The organism is Faecalibacillus faecis, from assembly GCF_003024675.1.
GTDB classification, from domain to species: domain Bacteria; phylum Bacillota_I; class Bacilli_A; order Erysipelotrichales; family Coprobacillaceae; genus Faecalibacillus; species Faecalibacillus faecis.
The window spans coordinates 1-13,936 of the sequence record NZ_PYLP01000003.1; the positions used below are offsets into that span (position 1 = coordinate 1).

The window sequence follows — 13,936 nt, forward strand, 5'->3', positions numbered from 1 at the left end:
CCTCTATGACAGAAGTTTACATAACGAATTACTTCTTCCTTCACGCGGCGTTGCTCGGTCAGGGTTTCCCCCATTGCCGAAAATTCCCTACTGCTGCCTCCCGTAGGAGTCTGGGCCGTGTCTCAGTCCCAGTGTGGCCGGTCACCCTCTCAGGTCGGCTACGCATCGTCGCCTTGGTGGGCCGTTACCCCTCCAACTAGCTAATGCGCCATAAGTCCATCCTCTACCTATGCCGTAGCATATTTCATATCATCTCCATGCGGTTATGACACCTATGCGGTCTTAGCTATCGTTTCCAAYAGTTATCCCCCTGTAAAGGCCAGGTTACTTATGTATTACTCACCCGTTCGCCACTCTTCACATATGTGAAGCGTTCGACTTGCATGTATTAGGCACGCCGCCAGCGTTCATCCTGAGCCAGGATCAAACTCTCCATTGTCCTTCTATCTCTTCAGACAACTTTGGTCTGTTTAGCTCTTTTTTCTTTTAAACTTAAATTGACGTTGTGTTTTATTCTTTCCTGTTCAGTTTTCAATATCCTCATCTGCAGGTCATTTCCTGCCAACTCGTATATAATACACTTATATTCTTCCACAGTCAATACTTTTTTATTCTTTTTTTAATTTTCTAAAGTGAAAAGTTAAATTCCACTTTAGATATGTCAAAGTTGCTTTTAGTCTTTCACATACTTTCATTGGATTTTACTCTTACAGTTGAACTTACTTTTACACTTCCTTTGTGGTAAGCGCAACATTTTCTTAATATTTTTCCCTTTTATCCCTATTATATGTAAATATATTTGACATTAATTGTTTATTTTCCTGTATTTTTCACATAATTTACTGCTAAAAATACAAGGCAGGAGGTAATTATATGAAACGATTAAAAAAATCTATTATTCTTTTAACCATTATTTCATTAGGTGCTTTCTTTTTTCACTTACAAATCAAGTTTCAATAGAAGCTTCTAGTGATAATAATAATTCTATTAACTATGTTCATCTAAAAAACACAAGCACTAATCTATCTATAATTTATTCAACTAGCTATCAAAATAAAATTTATAATCAAATCGCTAAACTCAAAAAGTATAAAAATTATACAATTGAACATCCTTTATTAATTACGAATCCTTATGGTACAAATACAACCTCTGTTTATATGTATTTTAAAACAAGCGATGAATTGCAAGCTACTTACACAATTCATTGTGAAGGATACAATGATTTTTCCCGTACACTTAACAATAATACTTTAAGTGGTTACACAACAAATCATGAATATCTTCTTGTTGGCGCTATTCCTGGGCAAATAAATACGATTACCGTAACTCTTACTAATAAACAAGGAAAACCTGTTGATACATTATCTTGGTCATATAACGCTCCTTCTTTACAAGGTGGAGACCAATATTTGACAGTAGATTGTGATGATTCAAACGCTTCATCCTTATCCAAGGGTCTTTATACCGTTTTAGGAAATGATGTAACTGAAGATAGTGAAGAACAAGCTTACATGAGACTTTATGATAACGACGGCATTCTCCGCAGTGAAATTCCAATTATTTCTTATCGTAGTCATCGTATTTTATTCGAAGATAATACAATGTACTTTAGTATTTCTAGTACAAAGATCGTTGGTATGGATCAAACAGGTTATATTTCTAAAATTTATGATACAGGTAATTATAAATTACATCATGATTACATCTTTGATGGCAATAACAATCTTCTTGTTCTTGCAAGTGAGAAAAACGCAAAGACAAGTGAAGATAAAATTATTATGATTGAAAAAGATTCTGGTAATATTACCGAACTTGCAGATCTTATCGATTTATTACCTAATTATTATTCAACAACTTCATTACCTGCTGGTGCAGAAAATCTTGATTGGATGCATATCAATTCATTAGCCTTTGTTGATAAAACAAGTTTAATTATCAGTTCAAGAGAAACATCTACAATTATTAAATTAGATAATATTTATTCAAATCCATCTATTGATTATATGATTGGTTCTGATCACTTTTGGAAAGAAAGTGGCTATGATTCCTTACTCTTAAATAAAACAAGCGATTTTTCAATGCAAGCCGGTCAACATTGTGTTACTTATGTAGAAGATAATTCTCTACCTCAAGGACAATATTATCTCTATCTTTATAATAACCTTGCTGTAAGTACAACTCAATCTGATTATGATTGGAAAAATGATTCAAATTATTCAAATACTTATTATAGTTTAAAGAAAGGAACATCCTATTACTACAAATATTTAGTTGATGAAAATACACGTACCGTTGAACTTGTACGTAGTATCCCTGTTGCTTATTCAGAATATGTAAGCAGTGTCCAAGAATTAGATGGAAATGTGATTATTGATAGTGGTATCGCAATGTCTTGGAGCGAATACAGTCAGGATGGAACTTTATTAAAAACATTTAAAACGACAGGTGGTAAATTCGTTTACCGTGTCTTTAAATACGATTATCTAGATTATTGGTTTCAATAATCTAGATTTTTTTACTATTTTTTTAGTTATAGTAGATTGCTATTTAGGTATTGTAATTTTATAATATTAACGATTACAGTATACTTGAAAGGGGGATTTATCATGAAAAAAATACTCTATTTAATGAGACATGGACAGACTTTGTTCAATTTGCAACATAAAATTCAAGGTTGGTGTGATGCGCCTCTTACACCTTTAGGAATTAAACAAGCACAAATGGCAAAAGAATATTTTGTGAATAATCAAATTACTCTTGATCATGCATATGCTTCTACTTCTGAAAGAGCATCTGATACTTTAGAAATCATTACAGATATGCCTTATACGAGATTAAAAGGTTTAAAAGAATGGAATTTTGGTGCTTTTGAAGGAAAAGATGAATGTTTAAACCCTAAACTACCCTATGGGGATTTCTTTAAACAATTTGGTGGTGAAGGTGAACTTGAACTTAGAGAACGTATGAATAAAACATTAACCGAAATCATGAATAAGAATGATCATCAAGTTGTTTTAGCAGTTTCTCATGGGGCAGCTTGTGCCCAGTTCTATCGTGCATGGGAAGAACATGCAAAAGTAAAGAAAACCGAAAGATTTTATAATTGTTGTATTCAAAAATATGAATATGAAAATGGTATCTTTACTCTTGTTGAAATTTTTAATCGTAACATTACAGAATAGGAGAGAAATATGGATTCGATAAAACGTAAATCATTTAATGCAAATGTTGATCTAATTCATGGACCAATCTTTAAATCACTGATCATCTTTGCATTACCACTATTTATATCAAATATCTTCCAACAACTTTATAATACCGTTGATACCATGATTGTTGGAAACTTTTTAGGAGATGCTTCTTTAGCAGCGATTGGATCATGTACTTCCATTTATGACTTGCTTGTAGGTTTTGCTTTAGGGATTGGAAATGGGCTTGCTATTGTTACTGCAAGAAGTTTTGGTTCTAAAGATGAAAAATTATTAAAGAAATCAGTTGCTAGTTCTTTAGTTATTGGAATTGTTGTTTCAATTGGACTAACACTTATTGGTTTAATTTTCTTACAACCACTTCTTCATTTATTAAATACGCCTGCAAACATTATTGATGAAGCTTATAGTTATATTTTCTTTATTGTTTTATTTATTATTGTAATGTTTGCCTATAACTTATGTGCAGGGTTAATGAGAGCGATTGGTAATAGTGTCATGCCTCTTGTTTTTTTAGTTGTTTCATCTGTTTTAAATATTATTTTAGATTTAGTATTTATTACTCAATTAAATATGGGAGTTCAAGGGGCTGCGGTGGCAACTGTTATTTCTCAAGGAACTTCCGTTATTTTATGTATTATTTATATGTTTAAAAAGACACCTTTATTACTTCCTAAAAAAGAACATTTTGAAGTTGATAAAGATCTTTATAAAGAATTATTAGGACAAGGGTTCTCAATGGGGTTTATGAGTTGTATTGTTTCTGCTGGTTCTGTCATTTTACAATATGGTATTAATAATTTAGGTTATTTAATTATCGCTGGACATACTGCTGCAAGAAAACTTTACATGTTCTTTAATATGCCTTTTACAGCGATGGCTCTTGCTATTTCAACTTTTGTTTCTCAAAATAAAGGGGCTAATCAAAAAGATAGAATTAAAAAAGCACTTCGTTATGCTTATATCTATGACATTATTGGTGCAGCTATTGTAACTTGTATTATCTTATTATTTGGTTCTTCTTTAGTGAAATTAATATCAGGCTCAAATAAAGAAGTTGTTTTACATAATGGAACACTTTACCTTACAATTGTTGGTCCTTTCTATGCCGTGCTTGGAATATTGATGCAAACACGTTATGCTCTTCAAGGAATTGGTCAAAAACTTCTTCCTTTAATTTCAAGTGTGATTGAATTCTTTGGAAAGATTATCTTTGTTATCTTTTTAATTCCACGTTTTCAATATATGGCTGTTATCTTCTGTGAACCGGTTATCTGGTGTGTAATGACAGTTCAACTCGTCTATTCTTTCTATCATAATCCTTATATTAAAAATAATTAAAAAATTGGACGATGCGTACGCACCGTCCTTTTATTATATTAAATTTCTTCACCGTTAGATTCGCAAACTTTTTTATACCAATAGAATGAATCTTTTTTACTTCTAGAGAAATCTCCAGTTCCATCATCATGTCTATCTACATAAATAAATCCATAACGTTTAGCATATTGTCCTGTTCCAGCTGATACTAAATCAATTGGTCCCCATGTTGTATATCCAATTAACGGTACACCATCTTCAATAGATTCTTTCATTGCATGAATATGTCCTTTGAAGTAATCAATACGATAATCATCATGAATTGATCCATCTTCTTCTACTGTATCAAATGCTCCAAAACCATTTTCAACAATCATTAATGGAGTATGTGGATAACGATCATGTAATAAGTTTAATGTATATCTTAAACCATCAGGATCAATTTGCCATCCCCAATCAGATGCTTTTAAGTAAGGGTTTTTAGCACCTTTAGACATATTACCTGCAGTAGTTTCAGCATTTTCATCTACTGTTACACAGTTTGACATGTAATATGAGAATGTATAGAAGTCAACTGTACCTTCTTTAATGATTTTTTTATCTTCTTCTGTAATATAAGAAGTATCAATATTATGTTCTTTAAAATATCTGAAGATAAATGATGGATATTCTCCACGTACTTGTACATCTCCACAGAAATTATTTTTAAAGTTATCTTCATCAAATGCAGCTAAGATATCTTTTGGATTTGGTGTAAGTGGATATAAAGTTGTATGTGCAATCATGTTACCTATCATGAAATCAGGATTGATTTTATGACCTTCAATAACCGTTCTTGCACTTGCTACAAATTCATTGTGTAATGCTTCAAACATAATTTGTTCATTTGATTTTAATTCATTCAATGGAATTCTATGATCTGCATTAACATCTTCTGGATCCATTAATCCTAGTCCATAAAGATTACCAATTCCACCTTCACCCATACATGCAATATTGATTTCGTTGAATGTTAACCAATATTTAACTTTGTCTTTATAACGTTTCATACAAGTTGTAGCGTATTTAACGAACATATCAATAACTCTACGATCTGAGAATCCATTATATTTTGTGACAATGTTCCAAGGAATTTCATAGTGACATAAAGTAACTAATGGTTCCATACCATGTTTATGACATTCATCAAATACTTTGTCATAAAAAGCTAAACCTGCTTCATTTGGTTCTTCATCATCCCCATTTGGGAAAATACGTCCCCAGTTAATTGATAATCTGAATACTTTCCATCCCATTTCAGCGAATAAAGCAATATCTTCTTTATAATGATGATAGAAATCTACTGCCTCATGACTAGGATAAAAAGCTTCTGGATCTGTTTTTGGTAAAAATGTTCTTGGTGTATTAACATCTCCACCTAATAACATATCTGGTACTGATAAACCTTTACCGTCTTCTAAATATGCACCTTCACATTGGTTAGCAGCTACTGCTCCACCCCATAAAAAACCTTTAGGAAATCCCATTTTCATTACCTCCTTGTTTCCATATAATTTTTCTATAAACATTATAAAGGAAAATCACTTAAATTTCTTTCAGAAAATGAAAAAACTATTCTACAATTTCCCACCAATGTTCTTGATAGGTTTCTATTGGATGATAATCAACAATATCATCAATCTTTGATGTTGCCAAATTTAAGTTTTCCTTTTGTGATCTTGTAGTAATTTAGAAAAACGTTTTGGTCCAATAAAAGGAATCGGTGATGTATAATTTGAAAAAACAGGATCCATTAATACGTTCATTCCTTCTATTTCAAGCAATGAACTTAAATGTCCAAACCAAATCCATTTAAGTTCATCTTTCTTCGATTTTTCTATTTTCTTTAACTGATGAACAGGTATTTCACCCTTAGGAACCTTTTCTTCATTTTTATATTCACTCTTTTGTCCTGTCATCAACTTAATTTCAGGATTTCCATGAAATATTCCCTTTTCATATAATGAATTTCTTGCTTTATATTCTTTTTGGTCATCCTCTGTCACACTTCCACCTAAACTCAGCCAAAATTTAATAAACAACAAACCAACAATACCAATACTTACAATCACAATACCTATGATTTTTAATATCTTCTTAATCATTTTTATTTCATTAAAAGTGTTACTTGAACACTTCCTTTTCCTAATACTTCTTTTAAATGTGTTGTATCTTTAATATGGCCTAACTTAGTAAAATCCCACGTGTTTTGATTGTAGTAAAGACATAATTTATTACCTAAATATAAAATGAGATCCCCTTCTTTCGTCGTAATGGTTTCATCATTACGTGGAAGAGTTATTCCTAAATCTCCTACTTTTTCAAAGTTTCCATAATCATCTAAAGAAAGTGTTCTTTTTTCTTTAGAAACATATTCTTTTAAAGCTTTAGCACTTGTATTATTTTCTAATTCTACTTCAAATGTATAACCATTAACTTCTAATAACATCGCTTCACTCTCCTTCTTTTTTATATTCTTTCGATAAATCGGTTTATTTATAAAAAGACATAAACCAACCATTACTAAAATAAACTTTTTCATTATTGAATTGCTTTTCCAATTTCATAAGCCTTCTTTAAAGCAGGATGATCTTTAATCGTATTTGATTCATCAACCCCACCAGCAAAAACACTTCCAACAAAATGAGATTTAGGATAACACGCAACCCATCCTTTTAACCCATTGATGGCACGATGATCAACACCATCTTCATTTTCAGCAGCTGTTGAAAGTAAATAAACATCTCTAAATTGATAATCTGTTTCATAAAGTGAATTTGCACGATCAATCATAACTTTCATTTGTCCTGATTTTTCATAATAATAAATAGGCGTTGCCCATACAATAACATCTGCTTGTTTAATTTGTTCAGTAATACTATTAGCATCATCTCTGATGACACATTCTCCTGATTTCAAACAAGCAAGACACCCTTTACAAAAGGCAATATTTTTGTCTTTTAAACTTATTTCTTCAACACTATTTCCGCTTTCTTTTGCTCCTTGAATAAAAGCATCTGCCAGTTGATCAGAATTACTGTTATATCTTAAACTCGTTTTAATAACACATATTTTTTAGCCATTTTCCTTTTCCTCCTACCATAGATTAGAATATTCATGAAATCTATGTTACATTTATCATAACATCTAAACTTAACTTTAGGTCAAGTATTAAGGAGGAAATCATATGTATTCTATTGGTGGAATTTCAAAAATGTTTCAATTACCTATTTCAACTCTTCGTTATTATGATAAGGAAGGATTATTCCCCCATTTAAAAAGAGTGAATGGTGTAAGACAGTTTAGTGAAATTGAAATTGAAACATTACGTGTTATTGATTGTTTAAAAAAATCCGGCTTAGAAATTAAAGATATAAAAGAATATATAGCTTTATGTTCTTTAGGAAATGCAACTTTAAAACAAAGAAAAGCAATCTTTGAAAAACAAAAAGAAGAAGTCTTACAAGAAATGGAAAAACTTCAAAAAGTTCTTTCTATGCTCAATTATAAATGTTGGTATTATGATCAAGCTATTGAAAAAAATGATGAAGCTTATGTTCAAGCACTTTCATTCAATCAACTTCCACCACAAATCCAACAATACTATAAACATAGTCATGAAGATTATTAGAAGTGAAAAAGAAAATACTCATTACTTTATCAATTATTTTGATTCTTTGTATAGTGGTTTTGGTTTTTATGTAAATGATTATTATCATGCACAAACTGATGCTTTAGAAATCTTAAAGCATCAAGAAGTAAAACAAGTAAATTCCAATCTTATTACTTTATCTCCTTAAAAGACAAGTGATGTGGGTATTATTTTCTACCCTGGAGCTAAAGTAGAAAATACAGCTTATCTTCCTTTACTTGAACAACTAGAAAGGAAAGGTTATAGCTGTTATTTAGTTAATAAGCCTTTTAAGATGGCTAAATGCAGCTAATAAAATTATGGATAAGTATCCAAATATAAAACATTGGCATATTTGTGGACATTCTATGGTTCTTTAAATACCAGCATGAAAAAGAATATTTTCTGGTAGCCATACTAACTTTGGCAACTATGGTCATCAAAAAGATGATGCTAAAGCCACTATTTCTCGAAAAAAACCAACAAAGTCAAACAATTAAAGCAATAGATCAATTTATTAAAAAAAGACTGAATTAATCTTCAGTCTTTTTCATGTAGTCATTTAAATGAATACCATTTTTTAAAGCTTCAATGACATGATCTTTATCAATCACATTTTCTACCTTTTCATCTAAAATCATTCCAATAAAACGTGCATCATCATCAATTGTAAAAGGCCAATAGAAGTAGAAGTGATTTCCATCTTTAAATTCAAAACGATAATCAAGAACATACCAATCTCTTGCAATCGGTGTTCCATAACTTTCATAACGATGATTTAGAATCAATTCAACACTTTGAATATCTTCATACTTATAAGATTGCATATATTTTTCCGCTTTATTAAATAAAACACCGTAGTAATATTTTAAATTATTAAGATATCCATGAAATTGATAATAACGAATCCCATCACTTAAAAATTCTACCGATTGATTCATTGTTTGATCTAATGGCATTTTTAACCATATTTGTGAAAATTGAAATTCTGTCGCAACAAAGATATTTATAAAAAGAATCATTAATAAAACAAAGATAATGATTAAAGCTGTTGTCTTTTCAAGGTTTTCATCAAAAAAGGAAGCAGCACAAATCCACATAATAAATGATTGGGTGATTGCGGCAGGAATCTTATATAAGAATTTTCTTAATGCAAGTTTCTTTGTAAGTCTTCTTCCAAGAGATACAGTATCTGTTGTTTTTTGATAACCTAATTTATAATTCTTCGCTTCTCTTTGGATTTGTTGTAAAGCTGGTAACATTGGTAGATCTTTTCTTACATACATCTCGATATTTTCTTGGACTTCTTCTAAGCTTTTAATTTGTTTTTCTAAATGAATCTGATTGATTTCTAAACATTCTTTAAAATCAAGTTCATTGTTTAAGATTGCTTTTACATCATCAATCGAAATATTTAAGTTACGTAAGAACTTTACCATGATGAGTTTTTGTAAATCATCTTGGCTATAACTACGATAACCATTTTCATCTCTTTGTGGTGTAACGATCCCTTCTTTTTCATAATAGAAGATTGTATGCTTTGAAATCCCTAATTCTTTTTCTAATTCGTGTGTTTTCATAAATAACACCCCTTCCTTAACTTTATCTAACACTATAGAGTGGCTTTATAGTCAAGGCTTTTTATCAAATTTTGAATGAATTGTAAGAAATCCCGGTTGATATTTATTTTCTTGAACATAAATCCAATGATTTTTTAAATAACCATTAATAACTTCTAAAATCTTATCTGTAGGATAACTTTTACCTTCTTGTCTAAGTTCTAAACCACAACATGTACATCCACCAACACCATGAATTGAATATTCTATATTATTTTCTTTAAGCAATTGATTGATTTCGAGAATCATATTAAAGTGTACAACATTATTCATAGTATCACCTCTTTTATTTATTATAGCATATTCGCTCTTATGTAAAAAAAGAAACACAATGTGTTTCTTAATAAAAAAGGCCTCAGAAATCTGAGGTCTTGTCTTTTATAAACACATTTTATAAATATTTAAACAATCTTCTTGACTTAATGGTCGATAAGCTCTTGGCAGCGAATCTTGGCCATAACATGCTTTAACTTTTAATTTATCAAATTTTTCATCTGTAATATTCATTTCACTAAGTGTTGTAGGTAAATGAAGTTCATCTTTGATGAAGTTTTGTAAAGCTTCAATTCCTGCTTTCGCATTAGCCATGTCATCACCTTGATCTTGAATACCCATCACATTTAAACCAAAACGAGCAAAGTCTCCTGCAACAGTTTCATCTTTGTTTAATAAATAAGTCATCCATTTAGGAGTAATGATTGCAAGGGCTAAACCATGAGTCATATCATAAGTTGATGAGAATTGTTCAAGCGCATGAAGTTGAGCTTGTGTCTTATATCCTGATGTACAGAAACTATTTAAAGCCCATGAAGCAGCCCATAACATTGTTGCTCTCGCTGAATAGTTTTCTGGTTCTTCCACCGCAATTGGTAATTGTTGGCGAACTGTTCTTAATAATGTTTCTACAACATTGAATTGTAACGGATATTTATCGTTATTTACAAAATAGTTCATATCAAATAAGTGAGCCATGATATCAAAACCACCACAAGCTGTTTGTTTAGGTGAAACACTAAATGTATTAGTAGGATCTAAGAAAGATGCTCTTGGTCTTAAGATATCTCCATTGATTCCACTTTTAACACCTTTTTCTACATTAGCGATGACACATGATTTATCCATTTCACTTCCTGTTGAAGCAATTGTAGGCATAGCAAGTACAGGTAAAGCATCATGCCAAGCTACTTTCTTTTCTACTAAATCCCAAATATTATCTGTATCTACAAGAGTTAAAGCAGCGATGGCTTTAGAAGCATCAATAGTAGATCCTCCCCCAATTCCTAAAACAGCTGTAATATTGTTTTCTTTACAGATTTTTGCTCCTTTATTGACAGTTGTATGTCTTGGATTTGGTTCTACACCTGCAAGTTCATAAACTTCTACATTATTATCTTTTAATTCTTTCATGACTTTATCATAAAGTCCAATTTTTTTAATCGATCCACCACCATAAACAACAAGGACGCTCTTTCCATATTTTAAAACTTCTTCATGTAAATGACCTAATTGATCTTTACCAAAATAAACTTTTGTTGTGTTTTGAAATTGAAAATCATTCATTCTATTTTCCTCCTAATCCTCTTTCTAATTGTTGTCTACATCCATCCACATGACTTCCATAAATACTTAATCCTTTATACACGATACTGTTTGGACAAAGTTTTTTAAGATTACTTTCACTTCTTCCCATACCACTTCCTTCATGTGAACAAATAGGATAGATATGTTTATTTGTAAAGTCATAGCTTTCTAAAAATGTCATAACAATCGTTGGCATTGTCGACCACCAGTTTGGATAACCTAAATAAATTGTATCGTATTCATCAATACTTTCTAATGGATCTAATATTTGTGGACGGGCATTATTTTTAAGTTCATCACTTGCACGCAATGTACATTCATGATAATCAAATGGATATTCATCCACTTCTTTAATTTGATAAATATCTGCATCAATCATTGTTGATAATGCTTCAGAAATGACTTGTACATTTCCTTTTTCTTAATTAACAATATTTCCCGAGAAATAATTTTCTTTATTATGCGAAAAATAAACAATTAAACTTTTACTCATTGATTTTTATCTCCTTTGTCATGTGATATGCTTTTTCTATTACATCTGTTTTTTCAATTGTGAATGTACGATCAATTAATAACTTCATTGAACCATTAAATGTGTAAAAATACACAAGTAAAGCAAAGATAATTATGTTTGCTTCTATCATCTTTTTGTCCACATTGTTTTGTTTTTTGACATACATTACATCCTAAACAAGGTTTAATATTTTGATAGTTGACGCAGACCTTTTCTGTGGTATATCCATTTTCTTCTACACCTTTTATAAAAGCATTTGCAAGTCGATCGGTATTGCCATTTTTTCTTGGACTACTCATTAATATAAGAACTTGTGCCATCGTGCTCTCTCCTTTTTTCACCTATATAATAAAAAAAATTAGGACTTGAAACAATTTCAATTCCTAATCATCTTCATAAGTTTTACTTATTTAAAAGTCCTTTATACATTTCTACGAATTCTTCAATATAATAATTGGTATTTTCTTTAGACCAACATGCAAAATAATTTCTTTGGATTGGTTTTCCTTTATAATGCAAGGTAATTCTTTCAATACCTTCCATTGGTTTTGGTAAATGTCCGATTTGATCAATTGGTAAGTATCCTCTTTGACTCGCCACCATTAAACGTGCTTGTTCTAATGAATCAGCATACAAAAATCTTCTTGAAAGATTAAGTGATTTCTCATAAAATTCTCTTTCTGAATCTTCTTTATCTTTAGAAACAACAAGAATACAAGACATATTTTTTAAATCATCCGTTGTAAGAATTTCTTTTTTAGAAAGTGGATTCATTGATGATATTTCTACAAAACATTCGCTATGTTTTAATTCATAATTGTAATAATCTTCATTAAATGTTCTTCTTTGTTCGCTGATTTTAACATCAATATGATGTTGGACTAAAAGTTCGAATAATTCTTCATGAGTTCCACTTACTACTGAGATATTGACTTCTGGATAAATACGATTAAATTCAACAATAGCTTGATGAAATTCACTCGTACTAAAGTTTTTAGGATAACCAATTGTTAGATTCAATTCTTGGTCTTCTCCTCGACGAATTGTTTCTTCTTTAAAATCTTCGATTTCATCTAAAATCACTTTTCCATGACGATAAAAATATTCTCCTGCAGGAGTTAAAGAAAATTGTCTTTTATTTCTTTCAAATAAACGAATGCCTAATTCTTTTTCTAATGATTTAATTTGTTGAGAAATTGCTGATTGTGAAATAAAGCATTGTTCTGCTGCTTCGGTAAAGCTATGACAATCAACAATGGTAATAAAATATTTCATTTGTTTAAGTAACATGGTCTTCACCTCTTATATACTATTTTATCGTATTTTATTCATTCTTTATAACAAAATTTGTTATAATTTAGATAAAAGGGGAGAATGAAATGAAAAAGAAAATATTAAGTTTATTAATTATTAGTGTCATGGCACTGAATTTAACAGGATGTGCGATGTTTGAATCAAAAATCAGTGATATTAAAGGGAATCTTGTAGGAAATGGCTATACTATTGATACTTTCGATAACTATGGAAAAAGAGTCATGACAACGACTGGAGATAAAATAAATATTCAAGGAAATCCAGTAGAAACAACTTCTTATGATAGTGATGGAAGTATTATTACAGGTTATGAATTATCTTCTGTTATTACTATTACTATTGATGGGCAAGAAATTGAATCTTGTGGGGATACTTGTATCTTTACACAAAAAGGTTTAGAACCAAATGTTGATTTTACTCAAGAAGATATTGAAAGTAATGATAATGGAAAACTTTCAAATAATACATATATTGCGAATATTATCAATAAGTATAAAAATAAGTTTGGTAAATCAAGAGTGGTCGTGATTAAATCTCAATTAGGGCAACCAATTACGGCTTATTCAGGGGATAAGGTTTATTGGACTGTTCCTAAAAAATTACCAAAGATGACAAAATTAATGATTGATGGTAAAGCTCTTTATATTCATCGCGCAAATTATCAAATTATTGATACATCATTACTAAATTAAAAGACGGGGAGCCC

General features: G+C 30.4%; 17 protein-coding genes, 1 rRNA gene and 1 pseudogene. 8 read left to right on the plus strand and 11 right to left on the minus strand.

The features are described from left to right. Nucleotides 1-439, minus strand: a 16S ribosomal RNA gene (locus C7U55_RS03375); the annotation flags it as partial. Nucleotides 440-1,160: 721 nt separating this feature from the next. Between C7U55_RS03375 and C7U55_RS03380 the strand changes: the two genes are divergently transcribed. From C7U55_RS03380 to C7U55_RS03390, 3 genes are all read left to right on the plus strand, one after another. After that, complete coding sequence (locus C7U55_RS03380; RefSeq protein WP_239985146.1) at nt 1,161-2,507, plus strand: aryl-sulfate sulfotransferase; 1,347 nt, start codon at nt 1,161-1,163, stop codon at nt 2,505-2,507. 102 nt (nt 2,508-2,609) lie between these two features. Further along, the gene (locus C7U55_RS03385) at nt 2,610-3,185 is read left to right on the plus strand and encodes a histidine phosphatase family protein (protein ID WP_106987356.1); all 576 of its coding nucleotides are present in this window, start codon (nt 2,610-2,612) and stop codon (nt 3,183-3,185) included. 9 nt (nt 3,186-3,194) lie between these two features. Further along, nucleotides 3,195-4,553 (plus strand): MATE family efflux transporter, encoded by a 1,359-nt coding sequence (locus C7U55_RS03390; RefSeq protein ID WP_106987357.1) that lies wholly within the window; start codon nt 3,195-3,197, stop codon nt 4,551-4,553. A gap of 38 nt (nt 4,554-4,591) precedes the next feature. Here C7U55_RS03390 and C7U55_RS03395 read toward each other — a convergent pair whose 3' ends face one another. The 4 genes from C7U55_RS03395 to C7U55_RS03410 form a co-directional block, all read right to left on the minus strand. Beyond that, on the minus strand, nt 4,592-6,058 hold the full coding sequence (locus tag C7U55_RS03395; protein ID WP_106987358.1) for a glycoside hydrolase family 1 protein: 1,467 nt from the start codon (nt 6,056-6,058) through the stop codon (nt 4,592-4,594). Nucleotides 6,059-6,229: 171 nt separating this feature from the next. Then, nucleotides 6,230-6,676 carry an MBL fold metallo-hydrolase gene (locus tag C7U55_RS03400; RefSeq protein WP_106987359.1) on the minus strand — a complete coding sequence of 149 codons (447 nt, stop codon included), beginning with the start codon at nt 6,674-6,676 and terminating at the stop codon, nt 6,230-6,232. Nucleotides 6,677-6,678: 2 nt separating this feature from the next. Continuing rightward, a complete protein-coding gene (locus tag C7U55_RS03405) occupies nt 6,679-7,113 on the minus strand; it encodes a cyclophilin-like fold protein (RefSeq protein ID WP_204638390.1) in 435 nt (144 codons plus the stop codon). After that, nucleotides 7,113-7,643: a flavodoxin family protein gene (locus tag C7U55_RS03410; RefSeq protein WP_106987361.1), complete on the minus strand. Its 531-nt coding sequence runs from the start codon at nt 7,641-7,643 to the stop codon at nt 7,113-7,115. Before C7U55_RS03410 ends, C7U55_RS03405 begins: the two co-directional genes overlap by 1 nt. Before the next feature lie 115 nt (nt 7,644-7,758). On the opposite strand from C7U55_RS03410, the gene C7U55_RS03415 reads away from it, so the two are divergent. The 4 genes from C7U55_RS03415 (at nt 7,759) to C7U55_RS14215 (ending at nt 8,702) form a co-directional block, all read left to right on the plus strand. Then, nucleotides 7,759-8,202 (plus strand): MerR family transcriptional regulator, encoded by a 444-nt coding sequence (locus C7U55_RS03415; RefSeq protein WP_106987362.1) that lies wholly within the window; start codon nt 7,759-7,761, stop codon nt 8,200-8,202. Beyond that, nucleotides 8,189-8,371, plus strand: coding sequence for a hypothetical protein (locus tag C7U55_RS03420; protein WP_106987363.1), 183 nt, complete (start codon nt 8,189-8,191; stop codon nt 8,369-8,371). The genes C7U55_RS03415 and C7U55_RS03420 overlap by 14 nt, the downstream gene beginning before the upstream one ends. A gap of 12 nt (nt 8,372-8,383) precedes the next feature. Beyond that, nucleotides 8,384-8,515: an alpha/beta hydrolase gene (locus tag C7U55_RS14210; RefSeq protein ID WP_106987364.1), complete on the plus strand. Its 132-nt coding sequence runs from the start codon at nt 8,384-8,386 to the stop codon at nt 8,513-8,515. Nucleotides 8,516-8,600: 85 nt separating this feature from the next. Then, on the plus strand, nt 8,601-8,702 hold the full coding sequence (locus C7U55_RS14215; RefSeq protein ID WP_162297407.1) for a hypothetical protein: 102 nt from the start codon (nt 8,601-8,603) through the stop codon (nt 8,700-8,702). Between the two features lie 33 nt (nt 8,703-8,735). On the opposite strand, the gene C7U55_RS03435 is transcribed toward C7U55_RS14215, so the two are convergent. The 6 genes and pseudogenes from C7U55_RS03435 to C7U55_RS03460 all read right to left on the minus strand — a co-directional run bounded on the left by C7U55_RS03435 (nt 8,736) and on the right by C7U55_RS03460 (nt 13,206). Further along, nucleotides 8,736-9,782, minus strand: coding sequence for a MerR family transcriptional regulator (locus C7U55_RS03435; RefSeq protein ID WP_106987366.1), 1,047 nt, complete (start codon nt 9,780-9,782; stop codon nt 8,736-8,738). A gap of 51 nt (nt 9,783-9,833) precedes the next feature. Beyond that, nucleotides 9,834-10,094: an RDAC family protein gene (locus C7U55_RS03440; protein WP_106987367.1), complete on the minus strand. Its 261-nt coding sequence runs from the start codon at nt 10,092-10,094 to the stop codon at nt 9,834-9,836. 105 nt (nt 10,095-10,199) lie between these two features. After that, entirely contained in the window at nt 10,200-11,381 is a 1,182-nt protein-coding gene (locus tag C7U55_RS03445; RefSeq protein ID WP_106987368.1) for an iron-containing alcohol dehydrogenase, read from the minus strand. Nucleotide 11,382: 1 nt separating this feature from the next. Further along, nucleotides 11,383-11,805: pseudogene (locus C7U55_RS03450) on the minus strand (flavodoxin); the annotation flags it as partial. Nucleotides 11,806-11,990: 185 nt separating this feature from the next. Next, nucleotides 11,991-12,236: a flavodoxin family protein gene (locus C7U55_RS03455; protein WP_106987369.1), complete on the minus strand. Its 246-nt coding sequence runs from the start codon at nt 12,234-12,236 to the stop codon at nt 11,991-11,993. An 82-nt stretch (nt 12,237-12,318) separates the two neighbouring features. Then, nucleotides 12,319-13,206 (minus strand): LysR family transcriptional regulator, encoded by an 888-nt coding sequence (locus tag C7U55_RS03460; RefSeq protein ID WP_106987370.1) that lies wholly within the window; start codon nt 13,204-13,206, stop codon nt 12,319-12,321. Nucleotides 13,207-13,295: 89 nt separating this feature from the next. Here C7U55_RS03460 and C7U55_RS03465 point away from each other — a divergent pair, with 89 nt between their 5' ends. Next, a complete protein-coding gene (locus C7U55_RS03465; protein ID WP_106987371.1) occupies nt 13,296-13,922 on the plus strand; it encodes a DUF5052 family protein in 627 nt (208 codons plus the stop codon). The last annotated feature ends 14 nt before the right edge of the window (nt 13,923-13,936 follow it).